At 53.8% G+C, this 23,654-nt stretch carries 21 protein-coding genes and 1 tRNA gene; 6 read left to right on the top strand and 16 right to left on the bottom strand.

Going from position 1 to position 23,654, the window contains the following annotated elements; genetic code table 11:
* Nucleotides 1-58 precede the first annotated feature (58 nt).
* From deoA to CSC3H3_RS08785, 7 genes are all read right to left on the bottom strand, one after another.
* Entirely contained in the window at nucleotides 59-1,405 is a 1,347-nt protein-coding gene (gene deoA / locus CSC3H3_RS08815; RefSeq protein WP_101284606.1) for a thymidine phosphorylase, read from the bottom strand.
* Nucleotides 1,406-1,493: 88 nt separating this feature from the next.
* Nucleotides 1,494-2,300: a purine-nucleoside phosphorylase gene (locus tag CSC3H3_RS08810; protein WP_101284605.1), complete on the bottom strand. Its 807-nt coding sequence runs from the start codon at nucleotides 2,298-2,300 to the stop codon at nucleotides 1,494-1,496.
* Nucleotides 2,297-2,743: a cytidine deaminase gene (gene cdd, locus CSC3H3_RS08805; protein WP_101284604.1), complete on the bottom strand. Its 447-nt coding sequence runs from the start codon at nucleotides 2,741-2,743 to the stop codon at nucleotides 2,297-2,299. The genes CSC3H3_RS08810 and cdd overlap by 4 nt, the downstream gene beginning before the upstream one ends.
* 39 nt (nucleotides 2,744-2,782) lie before the next feature.
* The gene (locus CSC3H3_RS08800; protein ID WP_101265945.1) at nucleotides 2,783-3,754 is read right to left on the bottom strand and encodes an ABC transporter permease; all 972 of its coding nucleotides are present in this window, start codon (nucleotides 3,752-3,754) and stop codon (nucleotides 2,783-2,785) included.
* The gene (locus CSC3H3_RS08795) at nucleotides 3,754-4,872 is read right to left on the bottom strand and encodes an ABC transporter permease (RefSeq protein WP_101265947.1); all 1,119 of its coding nucleotides are present in this window, start codon (nucleotides 4,870-4,872) and stop codon (nucleotides 3,754-3,756) included. Before CSC3H3_RS08795 ends, CSC3H3_RS08800 begins: the two co-directional genes overlap by 1 nt.
* Nucleotides 4,869-6,461, bottom strand: a complete 1,593-nt coding sequence (locus CSC3H3_RS08790) for an ABC transporter ATP-binding protein (RefSeq protein WP_281262539.1) — start codon at nucleotides 6,459-6,461, stop codon at nucleotides 4,869-4,871. Before CSC3H3_RS08790 ends, CSC3H3_RS08795 begins: the two co-directional genes overlap by 4 nt.
* Before the next feature lie 24 nt (nucleotides 6,462-6,485).
* The gene (locus CSC3H3_RS08785) at nucleotides 6,486-7,481 is read right to left on the bottom strand and encodes a BMP family lipoprotein (RefSeq protein ID WP_101265949.1); all 996 of its coding nucleotides are present in this window, start codon (nucleotides 7,479-7,481) and stop codon (nucleotides 6,486-6,488) included.
* Nucleotides 7,482-8,138: 657 nt separating this feature from the next.
* Between CSC3H3_RS08785 and CSC3H3_RS08780 the strand changes: the two genes are divergently transcribed.
* Both CSC3H3_RS08780 and CSC3H3_RS08775 read left to right on the top strand, forming a co-directional pair.
* Nucleotides 8,139-9,734, top strand: coding sequence for a bifunctional metallophosphatase/5'-nucleotidase (locus tag CSC3H3_RS08780; protein ID WP_101284603.1), 1,596 nt, complete (start codon nucleotides 8,139-8,141; stop codon nucleotides 9,732-9,734).
* A 216-nt stretch (nucleotides 9,735-9,950) separates the two neighbouring features.
* Nucleotides 9,951-10,898, top strand: a complete 948-nt coding sequence (locus CSC3H3_RS08775; protein ID WP_101284602.1) for a carbohydrate kinase family protein — start codon at nucleotides 9,951-9,953, stop codon at nucleotides 10,896-10,898.
* A 49-nt stretch (nucleotides 10,899-10,947) separates the two neighbouring features.
* Here CSC3H3_RS08775 and CSC3H3_RS08770 read toward each other — a convergent pair whose 3' ends face one another.
* The 7 genes from CSC3H3_RS08770 to CSC3H3_RS08740 all read right to left on the bottom strand — a co-directional run bounded on the left by CSC3H3_RS08770 (nucleotide 10,948) and on the right by CSC3H3_RS08740 (nucleotide 19,239).
* Entirely contained in the window at nucleotides 10,948-11,808 is an 861-nt protein-coding gene (locus tag CSC3H3_RS08770; protein ID WP_101284601.1) for a type 1 glutamine amidotransferase, read from the bottom strand.
* A gap of 38 nt (nucleotides 11,809-11,846) precedes the next feature.
* Nucleotides 11,847-13,016, bottom strand: a complete 1,170-nt coding sequence (locus CSC3H3_RS08765; RefSeq protein ID WP_101284600.1) for an iron-containing alcohol dehydrogenase — start codon at nucleotides 13,014-13,016, stop codon at nucleotides 11,847-11,849.
* Between the two features lie 39 nt (nucleotides 13,017-13,055).
* Nucleotides 13,056-14,447: an aldehyde dehydrogenase family protein gene (locus CSC3H3_RS08760; protein WP_101284599.1), complete on the bottom strand. Its 1,392-nt coding sequence runs from the start codon at nucleotides 14,445-14,447 to the stop codon at nucleotides 13,056-13,058.
* Between the two features lie 101 nt (nucleotides 14,448-14,548).
* Nucleotides 14,549-15,919 (bottom strand): glutamine synthetase family protein, encoded by a 1,371-nt coding sequence (locus CSC3H3_RS08755; RefSeq protein WP_101284598.1) that lies wholly within the window; start codon nucleotides 15,917-15,919, stop codon nucleotides 14,549-14,551.
* Between the two features lie 260 nt (nucleotides 15,920-16,179).
* Nucleotides 16,180-17,232: a TRAP transporter substrate-binding protein gene (locus CSC3H3_RS08750; protein ID WP_101266230.1), complete on the bottom strand. Its 1,053-nt coding sequence runs from the start codon at nucleotides 17,230-17,232 to the stop codon at nucleotides 16,180-16,182.
* A gap of 175 nt (nucleotides 17,233-17,407) precedes the next feature.
* Nucleotides 17,408-18,733, bottom strand: a complete 1,326-nt coding sequence (locus CSC3H3_RS08745) for a TRAP transporter large permease (RefSeq protein WP_101284597.1) — start codon at nucleotides 18,731-18,733, stop codon at nucleotides 17,408-17,410.
* Nucleotides 18,733-19,239, bottom strand: a complete 507-nt coding sequence (locus CSC3H3_RS08740) for a TRAP transporter small permease subunit (RefSeq protein ID WP_101265965.1) — start codon at nucleotides 19,237-19,239, stop codon at nucleotides 18,733-18,735. Before CSC3H3_RS08740 ends, CSC3H3_RS08745 begins: the two co-directional genes overlap by 1 nt.
* 584 nt (nucleotides 19,240-19,823) lie before the next feature.
* Between CSC3H3_RS08740 and CSC3H3_RS08735 the strand changes: the two genes are divergently transcribed.
* The 3 genes from CSC3H3_RS08735 to CSC3H3_RS08725 all read left to right on the top strand — a co-directional run bounded on the left by CSC3H3_RS08735 (nucleotide 19,824) and on the right by CSC3H3_RS08725 (nucleotide 21,949).
* Nucleotides 19,824-20,714, top strand: coding sequence for a MurR/RpiR family transcriptional regulator (locus CSC3H3_RS08735; protein ID WP_101265967.1), 891 nt, complete (start codon nucleotides 19,824-19,826; stop codon nucleotides 20,712-20,714).
* A 155-nt stretch (nucleotides 20,715-20,869) separates the two neighbouring features.
* The gene (locus tag CSC3H3_RS08730; RefSeq protein ID WP_101265969.1) at nucleotides 20,870-21,112 is read left to right on the top strand and encodes an Lrp/AsnC ligand binding domain-containing protein; all 243 of its coding nucleotides are present in this window, start codon (nucleotides 20,870-20,872) and stop codon (nucleotides 21,110-21,112) included.
* Nucleotides 21,113-21,307: 195 nt separating this feature from the next.
* Nucleotides 21,308-21,949, top strand: coding sequence for a hypothetical protein (locus CSC3H3_RS08725; RefSeq protein ID WP_157831868.1), 642 nt, complete (start codon nucleotides 21,308-21,310; stop codon nucleotides 21,947-21,949).
* A 210-nt stretch (nucleotides 21,950-22,159) separates the two neighbouring features.
* On the opposite strand, the gene CSC3H3_RS08720 is transcribed toward CSC3H3_RS08725, so the two are convergent.
* Nucleotides 22,160-22,252 (bottom strand) — tRNA-Ser (locus CSC3H3_RS08720).
* Nucleotides 22,253-22,434: 182 nt separating this feature from the next.
* Nucleotides 22,435-23,061 carry a glutathione binding-like protein gene (locus CSC3H3_RS08715; protein WP_101284595.1) on the bottom strand — a complete coding sequence of 209 codons (627 nt, stop codon included), beginning with the start codon at nucleotides 23,059-23,061 and terminating at the stop codon, nucleotides 22,435-22,437.
* Between the two features lie 232 nt (nucleotides 23,062-23,293).
* Between CSC3H3_RS08715 and CSC3H3_RS08710 the strand changes: the two genes are divergently transcribed.
* Complete coding sequence (locus CSC3H3_RS08710; protein WP_101266072.1) at nucleotides 23,294-23,515, top strand: hypothetical protein; 222 nt, start codon at nucleotides 23,294-23,296, stop codon at nucleotides 23,513-23,515.
* Nucleotides 23,516-23,654: the final 139 nt, after the last annotated feature.

Raw genomic sequence — 23,654 nt, 5'->3', positions numbered from 1 at the left:
ATCAAAAAGGCCCGGAGCAGTCAACGCCCCGGGCCTTTTTGTTTAACTGAAGCAGCCGTTATTCGCCGCTGCGCTTGGCGACAATGCGTTCGCGCACGGCGGCGGCACTGCCCGTTTCGGCAATGTCGCCATCACCAATGACGATGGCGTCGCGCAACATTTTCTCGGCCAGTTGCAATTGCGCGTCATCACGCACATGGGCAACGCAAAGCGGCGATGCCGCCGATACCGTCTGCCCTACACGGACAAAATCGGTAAAGCCAACGGCATGATCAATCGCCTGATCGGCGCGCGTACGCCCGCCCTTAAGCGCAACCAGGGCCAAACCAACCTTGCGCGCATCCATCGACAGAACCCGCCCGGTTTTCCCCGTGGTAATTTCTGAAACCATCGGTGCGGCTTCCTGATGTTTGTCGATATTCTCGACAAAATCGGTCGGACCACCCAAGGCAGTTACCATGCGCGAAAATACCTCGGCTGCGCGCCCGGATGACAATGCCGCCGATGCCTTCTGCAAACCATCAGCCACGTCATCGGCAATACCGGTCAGGGCCAGCATTTCGGCAGCCAGCGCCATCGTCACATCATAAACCCGCTGTTCCTGGTTTTTACCGGTCAGGAAATCAACGGCTTCTTTCATTTCAAGGGCATTGCCAACCGTTTCACCCAGCACCTGGTCCATATCGGTCAGAAGGGCGGTTGTTGGCACACCATTGCGCGTTGCAACCTCGGCAATGCTTTGGGCCAGTTCGCGGGCACGGTCATATTCATTCATGAATGCGCCAGAGCCGAATTTCACATCCATCACCAGCGCATCAAGGCCCGCTGCCAGCTTTTTCGACAGGATCGATGCTGTAATCAGCGGAATGGATTCAACCGTCGCCGTCACATCACGAATGCCATAAAACCGCTTGTCCGCCGGTGCGAGGTCGGCCGTCTGGCCAATAATTGCACAGCCAACTTCACGCGTGACCTTGGCAAATTCGGCCAAGTCCGGTGCGGTGCGATAGCCGGGAATGGAATCAAATTTATCAAGCGTCCCGCCCGTATGCCCCAGGCCACGGCCCGAAATCATTGGCACGAATGCCCCACAGGCCCCAACAATGGGACCCAGCATCAGGCTGACTTTGTCGCCAACACCACCGGTGGAATGTTTGTCCACCACCGGGCCATTTTCCAGACCCAGCTTTTTCCAGTCCAGCACCGTGCCGGAATCACGCATATTACGGGTCAGGGCTGCGCGTTCATCCATGGTCATTCCCTGGAAAAACACCGCCATGGCAAAGGCACCAACCTGACCTTCACTAATAGAAAGATCGGCGATACCTTTGACAAAAAAGGCAATTTCTTCTTCGCTTAGAACTTCGCCTTCACGTTTGCGGCGAATAATTTCCTGCGGCAGCATGTGGGTCCCCTGCTCTGCAGATGGTTAAGAAAATCAAGGCGGACATCATACATTGCCCGCCTTCAAACAGTGTTATGGCGTCCCGGCCCTATTTCGTCTGGGCGAAATAACGCAACAAAATACGAATAAGGTTTGCCGAACCTTCCTTTGCCATTTCAAGGGTCTGTTCATGGCTAAGGGCTGTCATGCTCATGCCGGCAGCAAGGTTGGTTATATTGGAAACCGCAGCAACCCGGAAACCAAGGCGACGGGCCAGGATATTTTCGGGCACGGTCGACATGCCAACCGCATCCGCGCCCATCACCCGCAAGGCACGAATTTCGGCCGGGGTTTCAAAGCTGGGGCCGGTGCACCAGGCATAAGTCCCCTCAAACAGGGGAATACCCAGTTCTGCGGCAGTATGATGCAGGCCTGCCCCAATTTCGGGGTCATAGGGCACATTCATATCCACAAAACGATCCGCACCGTGATAGCCAATCAGCGGGTTGGGACCAAACAGGCTGATATGGTCGGTAATCAGCATCAGGTTACCCGGCGTTGCTTCCGCCAGAAGCGAGCCTGCCGCGTTGGTTAAAATCAACTGATCAGCGCCAAGTTTGCGCAAAACTTCCAGCGGTTCTGCCATCAAATCCGAACGGCCATGTTCGTAATAATGGGCGCGTCCCTGCATAACAGCAACCGACACGGCACCAATGCGGCCCAGCACCAGTTGCCCGCCATGGCCAACCACCGTCGGCTTGGGAAAACCGGGAAGATCACTGTAATCAATCCTGATGGCTTCACTAACGGCATCAACAACACCGCCAAGGCCACTTCCCAGAACCAGGGCAACATCGGCCTTAAAACCGGGTGCCTTCTGTTCAATAATCGCAAGTGCCACGTCAATATTGCTCATGACAGGTTCTCCGGTCCGAAAGAATGCGGGATCAGTTCTTCACGGCTTAGGGTCAAAAGCGTTTTGCCAGCTTCGTTAATGACGAAAATGGTCGCATCAGGGCCGGAAAATTCACGAATTTTCTGGCGGCAACCGCCACATGGCGTGCAGGCAACATCACCGCTGCCCACCACAACAATTTCCGTAATTTTGCGTTCACCCGCCAGCACCATTGCCGAAATGGCCCCGCCTTCGGCGCAAACACCTTCGGGATAGGCCGCATTTTCAACATTACAGCCCGCAATAATGGCACCATTTTCCGTGCGCAACGCCGCCCCTACCAGAAAATTGGAATAGGGAGCATAGGCATTTTTGCGCGCAACCTGCGCCGCGGCCACCAGATCAGCCGGGGCGTTGCGCTTTTCGGTTTCATTTTTTTGCACGGCAGAATTGTTTTCAGTCATCAAACATCCAGACGGGGTAAAACCCCACAAAAGCAAAAATCAGCGTTCCTTGACATACGGACGGCCCAGCGATTTGGGGGCAACGGCGCGGCCAATAAAGCCTGCCAGCAAAATAACCGTGAGGATATAGGGCAGTGCCTGCACCAGCTGTACCGGCACCTCGCCAATACCGGGCAATGAAACGCCCTGCAGGCGCGTTGCCGCCGCATCAAGAAAGCCAAACAGAATGCAGGCAAACATGGCAGGAAACGGGCGCCACTTGCCAAAGACCATCGCTGCCAGCGCGATATACCCTTTACCCGCCGTCATATCCTGCAGGAAGGATGCCCCCTGCGCGGTTGACAAATAGGCACCTGAAATACCCACCAGAAAACCACTGCACAGAACCGAACGATAACGCATGGCAACCACGCTGATGCCGGCCGTATCAACGGCCCCCGGGTTTTCGCCCACAGCACGCAATCGCAGGCCAAACCGCGTACGATAAAGGACCCACCAGGATGCCGGTACTGCCAGAAACGCAACATAAACCAAAATGTTGTGCCCGCTGATCAGTTCGGAATAAAGCGAACCCAACACCGGCACATTGGCCACCGCATCCGCACCCGGCAGGGTGATCGGCTGGAAACGTGCATCATGGTCAAGCGCCGGGGTTTTGCCACCCTGGGCAAACAGGGCAATACCCACAAGTGCTGTCAGGCCGGACATCAGAATGTTGATCGCCATGCCCGATACAACCTGATTGCCCTTATGCGTGATGCAGGCAAAACCATGCAGCAGTGACAGGGCCATTGTTGTCAGCACAGCAGCACCAAGCCCAAGCCAGTGGCTGTCGGTATAATAGGCAACACAGGCCGCCGAAAACGCCCCACCCAGCATCATGCCTTCAAGGGCCAGGTTGATGGTCCCTGCCCGTTCGGAAAACATGCCAGCAAGGGCAGCAAGGATCAGGGGAGTCGATGTCCGCATTGTTGCGTCAAGCAACAGGACGACCATTTGGAAATTATCCATTATGCAGCCTCCTGCGCACGCTGGCGCAACCGCCAGGCCGTATAGATCCGGGTGACACGCGGGCGGAACATATGTTCAAGCGCACCGGTGCACAAAATGACCAGACCCTGAATAACCACAACCATGTCATTGGTAATGGTCGGAATTTCAAACGAAAGCTCCGCCCCGCCCTGATAAAGCATGCCAAACAACAGGGCTGAAAGGAAAATACCAAACGGATGATTCCGGCCCATCAGGGCGACAGCAATACCGACAAAGCCATACCCGGCGGTAAAATCGATCAGCAGGCGATGCTGAACACCCATGACTTCATTAAGTGCCATAAAGCCGCCAAGCCCACCCGAAATCATCATGGCAAGAATGATATAACGGCCCGGTTCGATCCCGGCAAAGGTTGCAGCTGCGGCATTGGCACCCACGGTACGAATGGCATAACCCCAGCGCGTATGCCAGATAAACAGCCAAACCAGCACGCAGCACGCAATCGCATAGACAAAGGAAAAGTTCAGCGGGCTGCTGGCCATATCAAACCCGAACCACCCCGCCATATCGTGGATATAGGGTAGCGTCAGGTTTTCATCGATTGCGGCACTTTCCGGCGTCATCGAGCCTTGCGGGCGCAACACATTTACCAGCAGATAAACCATCAGCGATGAGGCAATGAAGTTAAACATGATGGTGGTAATCACCACATGCGACCCGCGCCGCGCCTGCAAATAAGCCGGGATATAGGCCCAGGCCGCCCCAAAAAGCGCCGCAGCAAGGATGCTGACAACCGGCATAAGGGGGGCCGGAATCCAATTAAGGTAAAGGGCCGCCAGTGTTACCCCCAGACCACCAATATAGGCCTGGCCTTCAACACCGATATTGAACAGCCCGGCATGAAATGCCACCGCAAAAGCCAGACCGGTAAAGACGAAATTGGTGGTGTAATAAAGGGTGTAACCCACCGCTTCTTCATAGCCGAATGCACCATACAGCATGATGCGCACAACTTCGGTCGGGTCTTCGCCAATGGCCATCACGACCAGACCGGAAATCAGAAAAGCCAGAACCAGGTTCATCAGCGGCAGGACGCCAACATCGATCCAGCGCGGAAGTTGGATGGTATCACTCATTTCCCGGCCTCCGCTTCGGCCTGTTTCGGATCAACACCAGCCATCATCAGGCCCAATACCCGTTCATTTGCGTCTGCGGCATCAACCTCGCCTACAATGTACCCGTCGCACATCACCAAAATACGGTCTGACAGCGACATGATTTCATCAAGTTCAACCGAAACCAGCAAAACGGCCTTGCCCGCATCACGCATGGCGACAATGCGTTTGTGAATAAATTCAATGGCGCCAATATCCACACCACGGGTTGGCTGCCCAACCAGCAGCAGGTCCGGGTCACGCATCATTTCACGCGCCAGCACCAGTTTCTGCTGGTTCCCGCCCGAAAAATTCGCGGCCTTCAAATGCGGATCTGCCGGGCGAACATCGAATTCTTCCATCATATGGCGGGTTGCACCGGCAATTTTGCCCCAGTCAAGCAACGGCCCCTTTTGATAGGCCTTGTCATCCTGATAGCCCAGAATCGCGGCTTCTTCGGCGGAAAAGGCTGTTACCATCGCCATACGATGGCGATCTTCGGGGACATGGGCCACACCACGCTGGCGCAGCTCTGCCGGGCCAACACCGCGCCCTGGCGTTACATCCTGGCCATTCAGTGTCACCTGCCCCTCACTGACGGAACGGATACCGCCAAGGGCTTCTAACAATTCGCTTTGTCCATTGCCCGAAACACCGGCAATGCCAACAATTTCACCCGCACGCACATGAAAGCTGGCATTTTTCACCTTGCGGACACCAGTGCTGGTATCAACGCACAGGTTTTCCACCTGCAAAATGGTATCGCGCGGTTTGGCTTCGCCTTTTTCAAGGCGCAACAATACCTTGCGCCCCACCATTAATTCAGAAAGTTCTTCCGGGCTGGTGTCGGCGGTGTGACGATGGGCCACCATTTCACCCTGGCGCATGACCGAAACATTGTCGGTTGCCGCCATGATCTCGCGCAGTTTATGCGTGATCAAAACCACCGTTTTTCCCTGCTGTTTCAGGGTTTCAAGAATACGAAACAGGTGGTCGGCTTCCTGCGGGGTTAAAACGCCCGTTGGTTCGTCCAGAATAAGAATTTCAGCCCCGCGATACAGGGCCTTTAAAATTTCAACGCGTTGCTGCAACCCGACCGACAATTCGCCAACAATGGCGTCAGGGTCGATATCAAGGGAGTATTCGCGTTCAAGCCGGCGCAGTTCTTCGCGGGCCTTGTCCACGCCTTCACGCAGAACAGCACCGCCTTCCACGCCCAAAATCACATTTTCCAGAACACTAAACGGTTCAACCAGCATGAAATGCTGATGCACCATGCCGATGCCCACAGCAATGGCGTCTTCCGAACCTTTAATGTCGCAAAGCTTCCCGTCAACATGAATGGTTCCTTCATCGGCCTGGTAGAAGCCGTAAAGGATGCTCATCAATGTTGATTTGCCAGCACCATTTTCGCCGACGATGCCGTGAATGGTGCCTTTTTCAACTTTCAGATCAATTGAATTATTGGCGTGAACCGCACCGAACCGCTTATCAATGCCGCGCAGTTCAATGGCGGGCGGCACGGTACCGGTTGCCCCGGTACCGTGCGCTGCGTGTATCGTATCTGACACGTCTGATCCCCGAATGTCAGATGCTTACATCGGGCAGGCGCTGTCAGTCATGTAATCATGAACCTTCAGCGAGCCATCGATGATTTCTGCTTTAGCCTTGGCAACGGCTGCTTTCATGTCGTCGGTGATCAGCTTCTCGTTATTATCATCGAGAGCCCAGTCAACACCGCCTTCTTTAAGGCCAAGAACCGTCGTACCGGAATGCCAGTTACCATCGGCTGCATCTTTGAATGCCTGGTAAACAGCTGTATCAACACGCTTGAGCATCGAGGTCAGAACCGAACCCGGATGCAGGGCGTTCTGGTTGGAATCCACACCAATGCCAAGCTTGCCCGCATCTGCTGCTGCCTGCAGAACACCAACGCCGGTGCCGCCTGCGGCATGGTAAACAACATCCGCGCCACGGTCGAACTGTGATTTCGCCAGTTCGCCACCCTTAACCGGGTCATTCCAGGCAGCGCCGGTGGTGCCGGTCATGTTTTCAAAAACTTCGGTGCTGTCATTGGCGTATTTAACGCCTTGGGCATAGCCACAGGAAAACTTGTGAATCAGCGGAATATCCATGCCGCCGATGAAGCCGACCTTGTGGGATTTCGATGCCATCGAGGCAAGAACACCCACCAGGAACGAACCTTCCTGTTCTTTGAACAGAATGGACTGAACGTTCGGCAGATCAACAACCGAGTCAACAATCGCAAAATTGGTGTCAGGGAATTCGGCAGCAACTTTTTCAAGGGCGCTGGCCTGCGAGAAGCCGATCACGACAATCGGGTTCATACCGCGGCGCGCAAAGTTACGCATGGCCTGTTCGCGCTGGGAATCGTTCTGGATTTCAAAGTCGCGATAGGCTGTGCCGGTATCTGCTTTGTATTTCTCGGCACCCTCGTGGGCACTCTGGTTAAAGGAACGGTCAAATTTGCCGCCCAGATCGTAAACAACCGCCGGCTTGATTTCGGCAGCCGACGCTACCGTAGCATAGCACGCGACAGCCGCGACCATTGTGGTCAGAAGCTTTTTCATTCCGATGCCCTTCTGTTGCTTGATTCTCTTATTTTGTATCCCGCCAGTGCCCTTGACGGCGGAACTCCCTCATCGAAAAACGGTGCCCGTTCCTTATTGATTTATCCGGGACTGTTTGCGCCTTTCCCCATTTAAACCGGATACGGACGACATATGGTAACTACAAAATATGGGCCTGTGTAAATAGGCGAGGAACATTATCAGGTATAAAAGCTGTCCAAATGGTCAGTAATGGACCCGATTGATGATCGCTTTGCCCTGCCCTATCAGTGATTTCCCTTACGTTGGCCCGTTTAACCACGGCACGAACAAATTTCAAGAAATTTAGCCGGAGTGAAAGCGCTTTCACTGTCACATTCCGGTAAAATACCTTTTTGGAATCCGTCCACACTGATCATGCAATCGTCCCGATTCTCTCTTGCTCAGGACAACATGGCCGGCAATTGGAAAATCAACCCGGCTTGCCAAATCGCCAGCAGCGAATGACCCCGCAGTTTCACCACGCCGGGTTTTAAGGCCCCGTAATTTCAATTGGGCCGTCATGATAGTTTCAGTCGACATCAGGGCTGCCTTGTTTACCATAAGCGGTTTGAACAACATGGCTTTTGGGGTGCAAACCCAAAAACACACTTTCGCACTTTGACCGGAGCAAACACGATGAAACGGATGACGTTGGGCCTGCTGACTGCCTGTTCGATGCTGGCCCTTGGGGGCGCACCCGCTCTTGCTGATTATCAACTGCGAATTTTACACACCAACGACGTTCATGACCGGGTCGAATCGGTCACCAAATATAACAATAGCTGCGATGCCAAAGGCGAAACCGAAGGCAAATGTTTTGGCGGCTATGCCCGCCTGGCAACCGCCATTCGCGATGCCCGCGCCCAAGGTGGTAACACGGTGGTTCTTGATGCGGGCGACCAGTTTCAGGGATCGCTTTTCTATACCACCTATAAAGGTGACCTGACTGCCGAACTGATGGGCATGGTTGGCTATGACGCCATGACGATCGGCAACCATGAATTTGATGACGGACCGGAAAATCTGGTCCGTTTCATTGAAAATAACAAAACCCCTATCGTATCAAGCAATCTGGTCGCAGGTCCTGCATCCCCCCTACATGACAAGGTAAAACCCTATACCATTCTGGAAGCCGGCGGGCAGAAAATCGGCGTGATTGGCCTCACGACCGAGGAGACACCGGAAGTCAGCTCTATCGGCCCGGATCTGACCTTCATGAAATCGGAAGAGGCATTGCGCATCGCTGTTGCCAAGCTGAAGCTTGAAGGCATCGACAAGATCATTGTTCTGGGACATGACGGGTCCTATCGCGATTTTGAAATTGCCAAGCGCGTAGATGGCATCGACGTTATTGTTGGCGGGCATGACCACCTGCTGTTTTCCAATACCGACAAAAACGCCCAATACCCCTACCCGGTTGTAGAACACACCCCCAACGGCGACCCTGTGCTGATCGTACAGGCCTATGCCTATAGCCGTTATCTTGGCGATCTGAACGTCACCTTTAATGACGATGGTGTGCCGGTCAAATGGCAGGGTGATCCTATTGCACTTGATAGCAGCGTCAAACAGGCACCCGATGTTCTGGCCGCTATTGATGCCAAACGCGCCCCGGTGGATGCCGTGCGCAACCAGCTTGTTGGCGAATTTTCAGGACCAGCCGACGGATCGCGTGAAACCTGCCGTGCGCAGGAATGTGCGATGGGCGACCTTGTTGCCGATGCGATGCTGGCAAAGGCCGGCGAAGGCTTCCAGATCGCCATTCAAAATGGTGGCGGCCTGCGTGCCAGCATTGATCAGGGCCAGGTCAATATGGGTGAGGTCATGACCGTTCTGCCGTTCCAGAACACGATTGCGACCTTCAAACTTTCGGGCAAGAACGTGGTTGCATCGCTTGAACATGGGGTTTCTGGCGTGGCCGAAGGCAAAGGCCAGTTCCCGCAGGTTGCCGGACTGAAATTTGACCTTGATCTGGCTGCGGCTGAAGGTGCGCGTGTTTCAAACGTCATGGTTATGGAAGATGGCGCTTACAGCCCGATCCAGGACGACAAATTATACGGTGTTGTCTCGAACGATTTCATGCGTCGTGGTGGCGATGGCTACGTTTTGTTCCGCGACAATGGTGTTGATGCCTATGATTATGGCCCCAATCTTGAAGATGCGGTTGCCGAATATATCGCGGCAAATTCGCCGATGACCCCGGCCACACAGGGCCGCATCATCCTGAAATAGGCACAACACACTTTATAACCCGGCAGGGCTTACCTTATCCCTGCCAGACATCGAAACGGGGTGGCCCTACAAAGGCTGCCCCGTTTTTTATATATCTGGCAATCCCCTGATATGCGTTTTCCTTGCCTGCCCGTGATGGGGGGATTATCAAACAGATGACGCGGAATACCCGTTTCATCGCCCCACATTTGAAACCCGGTTTAAAAGATTTCCTTCATGTCCTTGCCCGCCAATATCCTGTGCCTGGGTGCCGCCCATTTTGACCGCACCATGCAATGTCTGAACCCGTTTGTACCTGCGGCATCCAACCCGGTTAAAACCCTGCATCGCAAACCGGGTGGTGTTGGCCGCAATATTGCCGTTCATTTGCGCCTGCTGGGCTGCAATGTTGGCATGGCCGGGGCCGTCGGCCGTGATGGTGATGGCGGGCAGATTGTGCAGTCCCTGTCAGAAATTGGCATTGATACCCGCCTGCTCGACCGCCTGCCCGGCCAGCATACACCGGGTTATACCGCCATCCTGAATACCGAGGGCGACCTTGCCCTGGGCCTGATGGATGCCGAAACCTATGACAGCCTGACGATCGAACATTTCCAGTCCCGTCTGGGGCAGCTTAAAAAATGGGACTGGTGGGTGGCCGATGCCAACCTGCCGGTCGAGACCCTGGCGTGGCTAAGCCGCAATAAGGGGGCCATCCCGTTTTGTGCCGCAACGGTCTCGCCGTTCAAGGCGGATCGCTGGAAAGAAATTATTGGCGATGTTGACCTGCTGATTGCCAATCGCATCGAAAGCGAAATTCTGACCGGCCAGAATGTGGGCTCGCAGGAAGATGCCGTTAAGGCCGCTGGCATCCTGCATCATAAAGGCACCCCGCAGGTTATTATCACGCTGGGTGCGCAAGGTGTTGTAACGCTTAACCGTGGCGACGTGGCATTCTGGGCACCGTTGCCAACCCGCCTTGTTGATGCCAATGGGGCTGGCGACGCCTTTTTTGCCGGCTTCACCGCCGCAGCCGCCAGCAAACCCGGTGATTTTGATTATGCCGTTTCCCGCGGCCTTGCCATGGCCAGCCTGACGGCAGAAACCCACGGCACCACGGTTTGGGATTTGAATGTCCAAACTGTCGAAGAACGCGCAAAGCAGGCTGTCAAACAGGCCTTATAAACCCGCAAAGCATCAATGGCACGGATGCTGCTAAGCCCGGCCAGCAGCTTTAGCCCCTGCTGGCGACATAGGGTCGCACCAGATAGGTCAGCCAGTTTGAAAGTTCGGTTAGTCGCGAGGATGCATATAACGTATCCTCGCCAATACCGTATTTCCAGGCAAGGTCTCGCCGCCCGGTATCGTTATGCAGGGTGAACCAGTCATCGGCCATGGCATCAAGGGCGGCCTGATCGGCAAACAGGCCCGCATCAATCAATCTTTGCCCGTACCGGCGGAAAATGGCAGCAAGTTCGGCCAGCGAATATTCCGGGTGATATTGCACCCCCCAAAACCGGTATTTCGATGTTTCCAGTGCAAAGGCCTGAACGGCAGAATGCCGGTTGCCCGCCAAAATAACCGCCCCTTCAGGCACGGCCCACACTTCGTCCATATGCACGGTCATTGCGCTAAAGCATGTTGATCGACCTGCAAATAACGGGTGGGTTTCGCCCGCTTCATTGACCAGAATTTCACGACCAATGCCAATTTCACGGCCCTTTTCACAGGGCCGGACTTCCCCGCCCAGGGCCTGGGCCACTATTTGCATGCCCCAGCAACTGCCAAATACCGGCACGCCGGATTCAACACAGGCCCGGGCAAGCGGTAACTGGTTGGCAACGGCGGGTTCATCGGCATAGGCATTCAATGCCGACCCTGTCCAGGCGATCCCGTCAAAATCAGTTAGTGCAATGCCAAATGGCAGGCAATCCGGCCCGTCATCGGCCGGATGAACAATTGTCGCATCAATATCGGGATCAAGAAGATGCAGGGCAGCAACATATCCCTCGCCAGATGGTGACCCACCCAGCGACTGGTTAAGCTGGTTGACCCTGGCAAGATTGCCATCCACGACCAGTATTTTCAAACCCATTGCCTGTCCCCGATCCCGATTTGATGTGATCGCCTGTATCAGCCCAGTTCGCCCGCGCAGGCACGGCGATAAATGGCGGCGTAATCCGCAACCGAAAGATCAACCGGGTTGCCCCCGTCTGACGGATCGGCCTTTGCCTTGGTCGCGACTTCGTCGGCGCGATCAACATCAACACCGATTTCAGCAAGCGTATTGACGATGCCAAGGCGGGTACGGAAACCCAGCACCCAGTCAAACATGGTCTCAAAACCCGGCGCGGCGATATTGAGCATACGGCCCAGAATCACCATTTTATCTTCGATCACCTTGCGATTGGCGCGCATGACATAGGGCAGCAAAATGGCGTTGGTCAGGCCGTGGTGGGTATCAAAAATTGCACCAATCGGATGGGCCAGCGCGTGAACACCGCCAAGCCCCTTTTGGAAGGCCGTCGCCCCCATCGAAGCCGCCGCCAGCATATCGGCGCGGGCAACAATATCCTTGCCATCGTCATAGGCACGCGGCAATGCATCGGCAATCAGGCGCATGCCTTCAAGGGCGATGCCATCGGCCATCGGGTGATAGCCCGGCGCACAAAAGGCTTCAAAACAATGTACAAAGGCATCCACCCCGGTTGCCGCCGTAACATGGGCTGGCAGGCCGACTGTCAGTTCAGGGTCTGATATAACAATCCCCGGTAACATTTTGGGATGAAAGATAATTTTCTTTTCGTGCGTGTCTTCGTTGGTAATGACGCTAGCGCGCCCAACTTCGGACCCGGTGCCCGATGTTGTCGGCACGGCAACAATCGGTGCAACGCCCTTGGGGTCCACACGGGTCCAGTTATCGCCAACATCTTCAAAGTCCCACATCGGGCGTGACTGCCCCGCCATCAGGGCCACGGCCTTTGCCGCGTCAAGGCCCGAACCGCCACCAAAGGCAATAACGCCGTCATGGCCGCCTTCACGGTAAACAGCAAGACCATCATCAACATTTTTGCCAACCGGGTTGCCTTTTACCCCGGCAAAAAGCCCGGTAGGCAAACCTGCCTGTTCATTGGCGCTAATGGCATCACGCACCATTGGCAGGTCCTTAAGGCCCTCGTCGGTAATCAGTAACGGGCGTGTCATACCCAGTGCCTTGCAGGCATCGGCAAGTTCCGCAATCCGGCCCGGACCAAAACGAACAGGCGTCGGATAATTCCAGTTTCCGGTGATATGTTTGCTCATGGCAATGTTTCCCCTGGCACGGCGCAACGGCGCCTGCCCTTAAATTTTGGTACGCAGATGGAAGCTTTTCGGCCGGGTCAGGCTTTCATAGCCAATCTTTGACAGCGTGCAGCCCCGACCGGAATTTTTAACCCCGACCCATGCCAGCGCCGGATCAAGATAATCCGCACGGTTCATAAAGACCGTCCCGGTTTCAAGCTGATCACCAATGGCAAGGGCGGCTTCTTCATCGGCGGTCCAGATGGATGCTGTCAGGCCAAATTCGCTGTCATTCATCAGGCGGATGGCTTCTTCATCCGATGAAACCTTCATGATGCCCACAACCGGGCCAAAGCTTTCCTCGCTCATCACCCGCATGGAATGATCAACATTCACCATCACCTGTGGTGCCAGATACGGCGTGCCTTCGGCATTGGCGGCGAATGTGGCCGGGTCAATCAGGGCCTTGGCCCCGCTTGCAATCGCATCGGCGATTTGCCCCCGCACAAAATCGGCCGAACTGGCGCGTACCATCGGCCCCAAATTTGTGTTGGGGTCTATCGGGCTGCCAAGGCGATACTGGCTGACCAACGCGGCTGCCTGATCAACGAAGGCATCATACTGGCTTTCATGAACGTAAATGCGTTCAATGCCACAGCAGGATTGGCCGGTATTGAAAAACGCCCCGTCAATAACGTTTTCGACCGCATGGGCCAGGTTAACATCCGCCCGGATATAGGCCGGGTCCTTACCACCCAGTTCCAGACCCGTGGCAATGAATTTACCCGCCACCGCACGCTGTACCGCATGCCCGCCAGGAACCGAACCGGTGAAATTGACAAAATCCACCCGGCGGTCACCCATCAGCTTTTCGGCATCAGCATGGCTTAGATGCAAATGCTGAAATACGCCATCAGGCAAGCCTGCCGCAGCAAAGGCTTCGGCAAAGCGCTCGGCGCAAAGCGGTGTTTGATGCGAATGTTTCAACACCACACTGTTCCCGGCCATCAATGCCGGTACTACGCCATTAACTGCCGTCAGATACGGGAAATTCCAGGGTGCGATAATGGCAACAACACCCAGGGCCTCGCGCCGGATGAAGCGGTTAAAACCGGCTTTTTCGCCGGGGTTATAATCCCCCAGTGCTTCGGGCGCGACATCGATCATATAGGTTGCGCGTTCTTCAAAACCGCCAACCTCGCCGCCTGCCTGTGAAATCGGGCGGCCCATCTGCCAGCTGATTTCAGCGGCAATCTCGTCCTTCTTGGCAACAAAGGCTGCAACCGCCTTGCGCAAAATTTCCTGTCGCTGGGCAATGGGAACGCCGCGCCATGCCTTTTGCGCGTCGCGGGCCTTATCAAGGGCGGCATCAATATCTGCCGCATTTGCCAATGGCCGTTCAACATAAACAGATCCATCAACAGGCGAGATGGTTCTTAAAGTCTCAGACATTCTTCCTCACAGGATGAAAATGGTGGTGCTTTTCGGGCCAATCAAATGTGATTTTTCACATTCAAATTTTCCCGTATTTCATTGATACAGTGATATTTTGATCAAATAATCTCGAAATAACGCTGCATTTCCCAGTCGGTAATTGCCTTGCGGAATTCCCGTTCTTCCCATTCACGGGACTGGGCGTAATGTTCGATAAACTTTTCACCAAACAGGGCATTTGCCGCCGTTGATTTACGCAACCTGCCTGCTGCCTCATAAAGAGTCGCCGGGATTGTCAGTTCGGCCGGGAATTCCTGTTCATAGGCATTCCCGGTAACTGCATCGGTTGGTTCAACCCGGTTCTCAATCCCCCACAGGCCCGACCCAATACAGGCCGCCAGCGCGATATAGGGGTTAATGTCGGCTGCTGCGATGCGATATTCGACACGCTGGCTTTTGCTGCTGCCGGGAATAACGCGCAATGCTGTGGTGCGGTTTTCAACACCCCAGGTGGCATTGGTTGGTGCCCAGAAACCGGGGATCAAACGGGAATAACTGTTCACCGTGCAGGCCACCATCGATAGTAATTCAGGCATCAGTTTTTGTTGCCCGCCGACAAACCAGCGCATTTCATCGGACATGTTATGGGGTTTGCTATCATCAAAAAATACCGACTTTCCGGTTTCGATATCAAACAGCGACGTATGCATATGCCCGGACTGCCCCGGCCAGTCTGACGACCATTTCGCCATAAAGGTCGCCATCCAGTCAGAACGTTGCGCCAACACCTTGGTAAAGGTCTTAAACAGGGCTGCTTTGTCAGCAGCGCGCAAGGCATCGTCATGGGCAATGGCGGCCTCTAATACGCCGGGGCCGGTTTCGGTATGCAGGCCCTCAATCGGAAAATCCATCGCCTCGCCCAGATCCAGAAGATCGCGGTAAAATTCGGCATGGACGGAACTGCGCAACATCGAATAACCGTAAAAACCCGGCGTGATGTTTTTTAAATCGCGATAGCATTTTTCGCGCACCGAATGGGGCGTTTCTTCAAACAGGAAAAACTCGAACTCGCAGGCTGCGGTGGCGCGAAAACCCATATTCGCGGCTTTATCCAGCACCCGGCGTAACACGGCGCGCGGGCACACATTTTCCGCTTCGCCTTCAAATTCCCCCAAAAACAGGATGGTGTCGTCTTCCATCGGCAGTTCACGGCAGGTATCAGGCAACAGGCGCACCGGCGCATCGGGATATGCCGTATGCCAGCCGGTGAATTTGGCGCTGTCATAAAGCTGGTCATTGGAATCCCAGCCCAGCACGACGTCACAAAAACCAAAACCACCGTCAAGGGCGGACAGGAATTTGTCCTTGTGCATGTATTTGCCCCGCATGATGCCATCAACATCAAAAACGCCAACTTTGACATAGCGGATCTGGCGCTCTTCGATCAGTTTTCGGGCATCTTCTGCCGTCTTAACCTGTTTCGCCTCCATGGGCGGCCTCCTGTTTGATCGTCTTTTTTCAAGATCGCTTTTTTCGTTTTTTATCCGTTCGGTCTTTTTTGATCGCCTAACGGTAGCGCCGATATTGTAATAAATTTTACAATTCGCCAATAGTTTTTACGCACCCGCGCCGAACTGTAAAATTCATTACAATCACTCAAAACGGCATCGTTCTGCGTGATCCTGCGTCATACCGGCAAGAAACAGGCAGGCATCGATAAACAATGCCTGCCCTGCCTGCAAAAGCGTGATCAGCTGTAACGATAAGGCGCGCCTGCCTTTTCCATCGTGTCCGCATATTGCTTGAGGATTTCGACAACCTTTTTGCAACGCGGGCTGGTTTCAGCAATCTCATCCCAGAATTTATGGGCTTCTGCTTCAACCTGTTTCCATTCCGCATCAGGGATGGAGGTCAGTTCCATTTTCGTGCCCTGGGTGCGCAATTTGGCCTCGCCCGCCCAATACCAATACAGGCGATGATAATGCGAGCTATCCATGCAGGCCTTGAAAAGCTCTTTCAAATGGTCTGGCAGCTCGTTCCAGCGTTCTTCATTGGCAAAATAGGACCCGCACCAGGCACCGGAAATATTGTTGGTCAGGAAGTATTTGGTCACATCGGCCCAGCCCACCGTGTAATCCTCGGTGATGCCCGACCAGGCAATACCATCAAGCTCGCCTGTCTGAACGGCAACTTCCACATCTTCCCATGGCAGGGTGACCGGCACGACGCCAAAACGCGACAGGAATTTACCCGCCGTCGGGAAGGTAAAGATGCGCTTGCCTTTCAAATCTGCCAGGCTGCGGATCGGCGCAACGGTGGCAAAGTTGCACGGGTCCCACGAACCAGCCGAAAGCCATTTGACGCCTTCAACCTCGTCATAGGCTTCTTCCCAGATTTTATCGAGGCCGTATTCATAAAACAGCGTCGGCACATCGAGGCTGTAGCGCGATGCGAACGGGAAATAACCGCCAAAGACCGAAACATCGACCGGTGCTGCAATCGAATCATCGTCGGACTGGACCGCATCAATGGTGCCACGCTGCATGGCACGGAAAAGCTCGCCCGTCGGCACCAGCTGGTCCGCATGGTACAGTTCGATTTCCATTTCGCCATTGGCGATTTTGTTGAACCGGTCAATCGACGGTTTGATTACATGTTCCGCCAGCGCCGGCCCGGCATAGGTTTGCAGACGCCAGGTAATTTTGGCATTTGCCGCCTTGACATACGGGGCCGCAAAGGCCGTTGTCCCGGCGGCTGCCGTTGCCAGGCCCGCCTTGCGGAAAAATTCGCGTCTTGAAGTCATATTATTATCTCCCTGATCAATAAACTGGCGGGATTTTTCCCGCAATTCTGGTTCGCCAGCACGGCGAAACCGCCCCTCTCCGTTTCTCGAGTATCGAATCCTCGGATGGTTTCTGTTTATTGGACCTGCCCCGGAAAATACGCCCAGGGGCAGGTCATATGCACATCACCCGCCCCTAATGGCCGTACTGGACACCGGGCAGCCAAAGGGCAATTTGCGGAAACGCCATCACCAGGACCAGGGCCAGAACCATGATCAGTACAAACGGCGTAATGGATTGATAAATGTCTTTCAACGTGACTTCCGGCGGGGCCATCGCCCGCATCAGAAACAGGTTGTAGCCAAAGGGCGGCGTCATATAGGCGATCTGACAGGTGATGGTATAAAGAACGCCATACCAAACCAGATCAAACCCGAGATGCCCGACCAGCGGCACATAAAGCGGCGCAACAATCACCAGCATCGCCGTATCATCGAGGAACATGCCCATAATGATAAACGATACCTGCATCAGGATCAGGATCTGCCACGGGCCCCACCCCATTTGATCGACAAAGAAATTCTCGATCGCGCGCACAGCGCCCAGCCCGTCAAACACCGCACCAAAACACAATGCCGCCAGAATGATCCACATGAACATGCAGGTGATGGAAAGCGTTTTGCGCAGGGTTTCTTCCATGACATGCGCGGTCAAGCGCCGTTTGAAAATCGCGGCAAGCGTTGCGGCCAGTGCGCCAACAGCCGAACTTTCCACCAGCGAGGTGTAGCCCAGCAAAAACAGCCCGGTCATGGAAAAGAAAATGAAAAGCGGGATCAAACCGGCCTTAAGCAACACGATTTTCTCGCTCCAGCTTACGGCAGCACGTTCTTCGCGGCTTAGGGATGGTCCCATTTCAGGCTTCAACCAGCAGCGCACGGCAATATAAAGCACGAACAAACCAGCCATCATCAGCCCGGGAAACACCCCGGCCAGCCAAAGCTGACCGACGGGCTGGCGCGCAATCATGCCATAAAGCACCAGAACAACACTGGGCGGCACCAGAATACCCAGCGAACTGCCCGCCTGGATCACGCCTGTCACCATGATTTTATCGTAACCACGGCGCAAAAGCTCTGGCATGGCAATGCTGGCACCAATCGCCATCCCCGCGACGCTAAGCCCATTCATGGCCGAAATTGCCACCATCAAAACAATGGTGCCAATGGCAAGCCCGCCGCGCACCGGCCCCATCCAGACATGGAACATGCGATACAGGTCATCAGCAATGCCGGATTCCGAAAGCATATAACCCATATAAATGAACAATGGCAGAGTCAGCAGCGGATACCATTTCATCAGCTTCATGGCCGCACTAAAGGCCATTTCAGACCCGCCATCGCCCCACAGGGCCAGCGAAAACACAACCGCAACCACGCCGATGGCACCAAATACACGCTTGCCTGTCAGCAACAGCAGCATCATTGATGCGAACATCAACAATGCGATCATTTCATAACTCATTACAGGATCTCCCCGCGAATACGGGCAATATCCCGAAAGAAGGTCGCAATCGCCTGCAACAGCATCAGAAACACGCCAAATGTCATGACGATTTTGATCGGCGCCATTGGCGGCGACCAGCTTGAATAGCTGGTTTCATTGTACTGGATGGCGTAGCTGGTCGATGAAATGCCGCCATATAGCAGAAAGGCGAGATAAAAGATCAGCAGCACGACCGTAAAGGCATCGACAATGGCCTGGGTCTTGGGCTTCCACGAGCCGTAAAACAGGTCCATGCGCACATGGCTGTCAAGCTGCATGGAATAGCCACCACCCAGCAGAAAATAGGCAACCATCAGGAATTGTGCCGTTTCCAGCGTCCAAAGTGCCGGATACATAAAGGTCTTGGTAAAAGACGAATATAAAAGAACAGCCAGTATCGCGAAAATCATGTACATGGCAAACCGCCCGATAATGCGGTTTATCCGGTCAATCCACCGGATATAGGCTTTAATCACGTCAGGCATTTTTCACTATCCCATCCCCCGATATCCTGGTCTTTCAAGCATCGGGCCATAAACCCGCCTTGCCCGAATTCGGGGTAAAACCAGTCAATTGGCATAAGTGGCCAACAACGCCATCAAACAGCCACAGGGCAACCACCCCGCGTTGCAGAAATGCCTGATCAGATGTAAAACAGCCGCAAAAATCCCGCCAGCGAAACCATCATGTCCGCTGCTTGGCAAAACCCCTGATGGGCACACCATACCCATCACTTTGCTGGCAAATTTCCATATGACGTCAACCCCTGCATTGCCGAAACAATGGACGTTACGTTTGTGTCGCCTCCCAGGCGATCAACTGCCGGTTCCGGCAGTCATTTTTCAGTCACGCCACCTTTGGTGGCAAAGGGCATTTTTGCCTCTATGTAATAGACGTTACATGATGCCTGTTTAAATGACAAGATTGTTAGTTGATGTAAAATTCATTACAATTCCATCCAAGGTGATGTGACAAATCCGACAAGATCGACTATAGGAAGCATCCCACCACCTGCCGGCTTTATCAGAAAGCCCCCTCTTTCCAGCTTTACCGCACGGGAAAAACCGATTTGGACGCCACGGACAAAACCACACCGCCCACTGTTGCGGAACTGATCACGCAAAAGGCCGATGATTTAACCGCGTCCGAACGCAAACTTGCCCAGGCCCTGCTGGGGCACTACCCGATGGCGGGCCTGGAAACGGTGGCAACCTTTGCCGAACGCTGCGGGGTTTCGGCCCCTACAGTGTTGCGCTTTGCCGGGAAACTGGGATTTGAAAGCTACCCCGAAATGCAGTCGCGCCTGCGCGGCGAGCTGGAGGCACGCCTGCAATCCCCATTAACCCGAAGCGCATTGCCCCGCGCTGCCGTTGCGGCAAGCGGCCATCCGATGGGTGAATTGCTCCATCACATGATTGATGCCATCACCTCAAATATTAGGCTGTCGCTTTCCAATATCGCACCAACCGAACTTGAAGGCGCAATTTCACTCCTGGCAGATCAAAAACGTGCGGTTTATGTGCTGGGCGGCCGGTTTTCATCGGCCCTTGCGGTGTATGCCTATGAACATTTGCGCTCCATGCGGGCCAATGTCCGCCGGGTATCAGGCCAAAACACCAAATGGACCGAAGATCTGCTGGATATAGGCAAGCGCGATGTGTTGCTGGTATTTGATGTACGCCGTTATCAGAACGACGTTATTACCTTTGCCGAAACCGCATCCAACCAGGGGGCAAAGGTTATTCTGTTTACCGACCAGTGGCTCAGCCCGATTGCGCGTTTCGCCCGCCATGTTTTCCCGGTCAGAATCGAAACTGCCACCACATGGGACAGCGCGGCTGCCAGCATGGCCCTTCTGGAAACGCTGCTAGAAGGTGTCGGCAGGCTTAACCCCGACCATGTACGTGACCGCATCGAACATCTTGAAAGACTGCGCCGCCGCCCGCCTGCCGCCGAATAGGCGCTAATCCGCGCCCCACCCGCCATACCGCAAAGCAACCAGGGTTCGCCCGACCCCAAATTACCTATTTCAAATTGGTAACCGACAATTTATTGAAACCACACGCCAGCCAAGCTAGCTTGGCGTCCTGTTTAATCCTTTCTGGAGACGCCACCATGCATCCCTTCTTCATTTTCGTGAAATGCGAACTTGGCAAAGCCTATGATGTTGCCGCAGCACTGGTGGAAGAAGTCGAAGGTGTTTCCGAAGTCTATTCGATCTCGGGCCCGTTTGAACTGCTGGTGAAGGTCTATATTGAAGACGGCCAGGATATTGGCCGCTATGTGAACGAAAAAATTCACGCCCTGCCGCACATCAAAGACACCCAGACCATCATCACCTTCAATGCGTTTAGCTGATCGCTAACCACATAACCGTGATCCAGGGCAGCATTTCGATGCTGCCTTTATTTTTGCGGAAATGAAGTAAAAAAGCTCAGCCCGCTACAACTAATCGAACTAAAGCAGCCATCATTTTCCCCACTTATAGGCAGCTTGACCGCAGATACTAACAGGAGAAAAATACTACCAAACAAAATTAATTGGGGGCATAAGGTGATTCAAAAATACAGCAGTTGGCTAAGTGCTATTGTTATTAGCGGGGTCGCTATCATTGCGTTTACTGCTGGCACATTGTACGGTAAAGGATTTTCCAACCTTTCATGGGAAACGATCTTTGCAGGTGTTTTAGGTCTAGTCGGCGGTTCTTTTGCATATGCTGCAACAAAGGTTCAAATTACCGCACAACGAAAAATGCGAGACGAAGACCTTCGGCGCATCGAAAAACAAACAAATAGTTTATTTTACTCCGAAGCAGCCGCAGTTGGCACTGTATGTCAAATTTTAGCCGAAACCGCAGCTAAAGTGCTGAAAAACGTGCCAGTATCCTGTTCACAAATTGCAGCAACTAATGTTGCTATATCATCTATTGATATCCCAACGCCTCCGATAACCATCACGGATGATGTTGCAAGCACAATCATTGCTATGAAGGTCACAAAAAGCCGGATCGCGGCCTACCTTACAAGCCTTGAATATGACTTAGAGCGCGAAATAATCGACAAAGACAAACCATTGAAAAACAAAAGTACGTTAGCGCTGCTCGACGACATCCACGCTTACGGTAGTTTTCTCCGGGAACAGACCCAGATCGAGAGGGAAAATCTCTGGGAAAAAGACGATACTGCTTCAACTTGAAAACAATAAAACTCTAAACCAGCGCGCACCTCATACCCCTATCGATACAACGATCCGCTGTTGCGAACAAACCTGTGCATCACATCAAGTTGGGAATACAGGAAAATATCGTCAAAATTGAACCAGCAAGCAGCATACATCCCTAAGCCCCCAGCTGGTCATCTAGCAACCGAAATGCAAAAAGGCTCCCTTTAAGGGAGCCTTTTTCACTGGCGGACAAGGAGGGATTCGAACCCTCGATGGGGCTTTTGACCCCATACTCCCTTAGCAGGGGAGCGCCTTCAGCCACTCGGCCACTTGCCCGTTTTTCGTGGTGTTCCGTGTGGAACGCCGCCTTTCTTAAACATCCGATCCGGGACTGTCAATGCCTCAAAACCGGGTATGGGCGGATTTCTTTTTACTATTGTGCATTTAGCCCCAATTTTCAGCAAAAATCCGCCCTGCCCTGTCATTTCTCGGGCCTTGTTCAACCCTGAAATGATGCCTTAACGATCATTGGGCACAACCATGCCCCGCGCAACGGCCGGACGTTTTGCAATTTCATCCTTCCAGCGGCTGACATGGGGGTAATTCGCAAGGTCCACCTGGTGCCACTCATGGCGGCAGGCCCAGGGATAACAGGCCATGTCGGCAATTGAATATTCATCGCCAGCCAGAAAGTGCGATTGGGCCAAATGCCCGTCAAGCACGCCATAAAGGCGTTTGGCCTCGGTAACGTAACGTTCCTTGCCATAGGGCACGTCTTCCTTGGCTGCGCGCAGGAAATGATGTGCCTGGCCCAGCATCGGCCCAAAGCCCCCCATTTGCCACATCAGCCATTTCAGGCATTCAATCCGGGCATGCGGGTCCGCCGGGATGAATTTGCCAAATTTTTCGGCCAGATAGATGAGAATTGCACCGCTTTCAAAAATTTCGATTTTTTTGCCACCCGGCCCGTCCGAATCCACAATGGCGGGAATCCGGTTATTGGGTGAAATTGCCAAAAATTCCGGCGCGAACTGTTCGCCCTTGCTGATATCGACAACATGAAGGGTGTAATCGGCCTCCAGCTCCTCAAGCAGGATGGAGACCTTACGGCCATTGGGCGTGCCAAATGTGTATAGATCGATCATGGATCAAACGTCCCGGTTACAGTTGATGGGGTGAACCCCTTTGATCTGACCATGGCATATTGCCGTGGAAATTAAGAGCGAAAGCCAATGCGCATTGAGGCAACTTTTCGTGACTGTCTTTAAACAATCACAGAGCTGTCACGGGCCGGAAAAGAATTTCTGCCATAAAGTCGGCCTGCGGGATGAAGCATTCCCCGCACTGATGTGAAGAAGAGACACGCAGGAGCACCCGATGCGGACCGTCTATCAAAGCACTGATGACTACGGCCATGTTTTGCGCACCCTGAAACTTCAGCATGAAGATCGCACCGATCCGGTTTATCTGGGTTTGGTGATCCGGGAACGCGAAGTTCTGTTTCAAACCCGCGAAAGCGCTTCGCGCGATTTTGTCCTTCAGAAAATCAAGGACTTTGTCGCTTCAAACAGCCCGGAAATGTCCCTGCAGCCAGCATGATTGCTGGCTTTTTTATTATCCGGTTCCTGGCACTTACGATCTGCAGGCTGTCACCACGCCGTTTGTGGTGATCGCCCACTGCATTCATCGAGATTTATCTGCAATCGCGCCGGGGTATTTTCACACCTGTCGAAAATAC

Origin of the sequence: Thalassospira marina (genome assembly GCF_002844375.1) — a bacterium.
Classification (GTDB): Bacteria; Pseudomonadota; Alphaproteobacteria; order Rhodospirillales; family Thalassospiraceae; genus Thalassospira; species Thalassospira marina.
This window is presented reverse-complemented; position numbering and strand designations above follow the sequence as displayed.

Coding starts and splice junctions, on each gene's coding strand:
- CSC3H3_RS08810 (WP_101284605.1), bottom strand. CDS start 2,300: ATGAGCAATATTGACGTGGCACTTGCGATTATTGAACAGAAGGCACCC.
- CSC3H3_RS08730 (WP_101265969.1), top strand. CDS start 20,870: ATGCATCCCTTCTTCATTTTCGTGAAATGCGAACTTGGCAAAGCCTAT.
- cdd (WP_101284604.1), bottom strand. CDS start 2,743: ATGACTGAAAACAATTCTGCCGTGCAAAAAAATGAAACCGAAAAGCGC.
- CSC3H3_RS08800 (WP_101265945.1), bottom strand. CDS start 3,754: ATGGATAATTTCCAAATGGTCGTCCTGTTGCTTGACGCAACAATGCGG.
- CSC3H3_RS08745 (WP_101284597.1), bottom strand. CDS start 18,733: ATGAGTTATGAAATGATCGCATTGTTGATGTTCGCATCAATGATGCTG.
- CSC3H3_RS08765 (WP_101284600.1), bottom strand. CDS start 13,016: ATGAGCAAACATATCACCGGAAACTGGAATTATCCGACGCCTGTTCGT.
- CSC3H3_RS08710 (WP_101266072.1), top strand. CDS start 23,294: ATGCGGACCGTCTATCAAAGCACTGATGACTACGGCCATGTTTTGCGC.
- CSC3H3_RS08715 (WP_101284595.1), bottom strand. CDS start 23,061: ATGATCGATCTATACACATTTGGCACGCCCAATGGCCGTAAGGTCTCC.
- CSC3H3_RS08780 (WP_101284603.1), top strand. CDS start 8,139: ATGAAACGGATGACGTTGGGCCTGCTGACTGCCTGTTCGATGCTGGCC.
- CSC3H3_RS08770 (WP_101284601.1), bottom strand. CDS start 11,808: ATGGGTTTGAAAATACTGGTCGTGGATGGCAATCTTGCCAGGGTCAAC.
- CSC3H3_RS08750 (WP_101266230.1), bottom strand. CDS start 17,232: ATGACTTCAAGACGCGAATTTTTCCGCAAGGCGGGCCTGGCAACGGCA.
- CSC3H3_RS08795 (WP_101265947.1), bottom strand. CDS start 4,872: ATGAGTGATACCATCCAACTTCCGCGCTGGATCGATGTTGGCGTCCTG.
- CSC3H3_RS08755 (WP_101284598.1), bottom strand. CDS start 15,919: ATGGAGGCGAAACAGGTTAAGACGGCAGAAGATGCCCGAAAACTGATC.
- CSC3H3_RS08785 (WP_101265949.1), bottom strand. CDS start 7,481: ATGAAAAAGCTTCTGACCACAATGGTCGCGGCTGTCGCGTGCTATGCT.
- CSC3H3_RS08760 (WP_101284599.1), bottom strand. CDS start 14,447: ATGTCTGAGACTTTAAGAACCATCTCGCCTGTTGATGGATCTGTTTAT.
- CSC3H3_RS08740 (WP_101265965.1), bottom strand. CDS start 19,239: ATGCCTGACGTGATTAAAGCCTATATCCGGTGGATTGACCGGATAAAC.
- deoA (WP_101284606.1), bottom strand. CDS start 1,405: ATGCTGCCGCAGGAAATTATTCGCCGCAAACGTGAAGGCGAAGTTCTA.
- CSC3H3_RS08775 (WP_101284602.1), top strand. CDS start 9,951: ATGTCCTTGCCCGCCAATATCCTGTGCCTGGGTGCCGCCCATTTTGAC.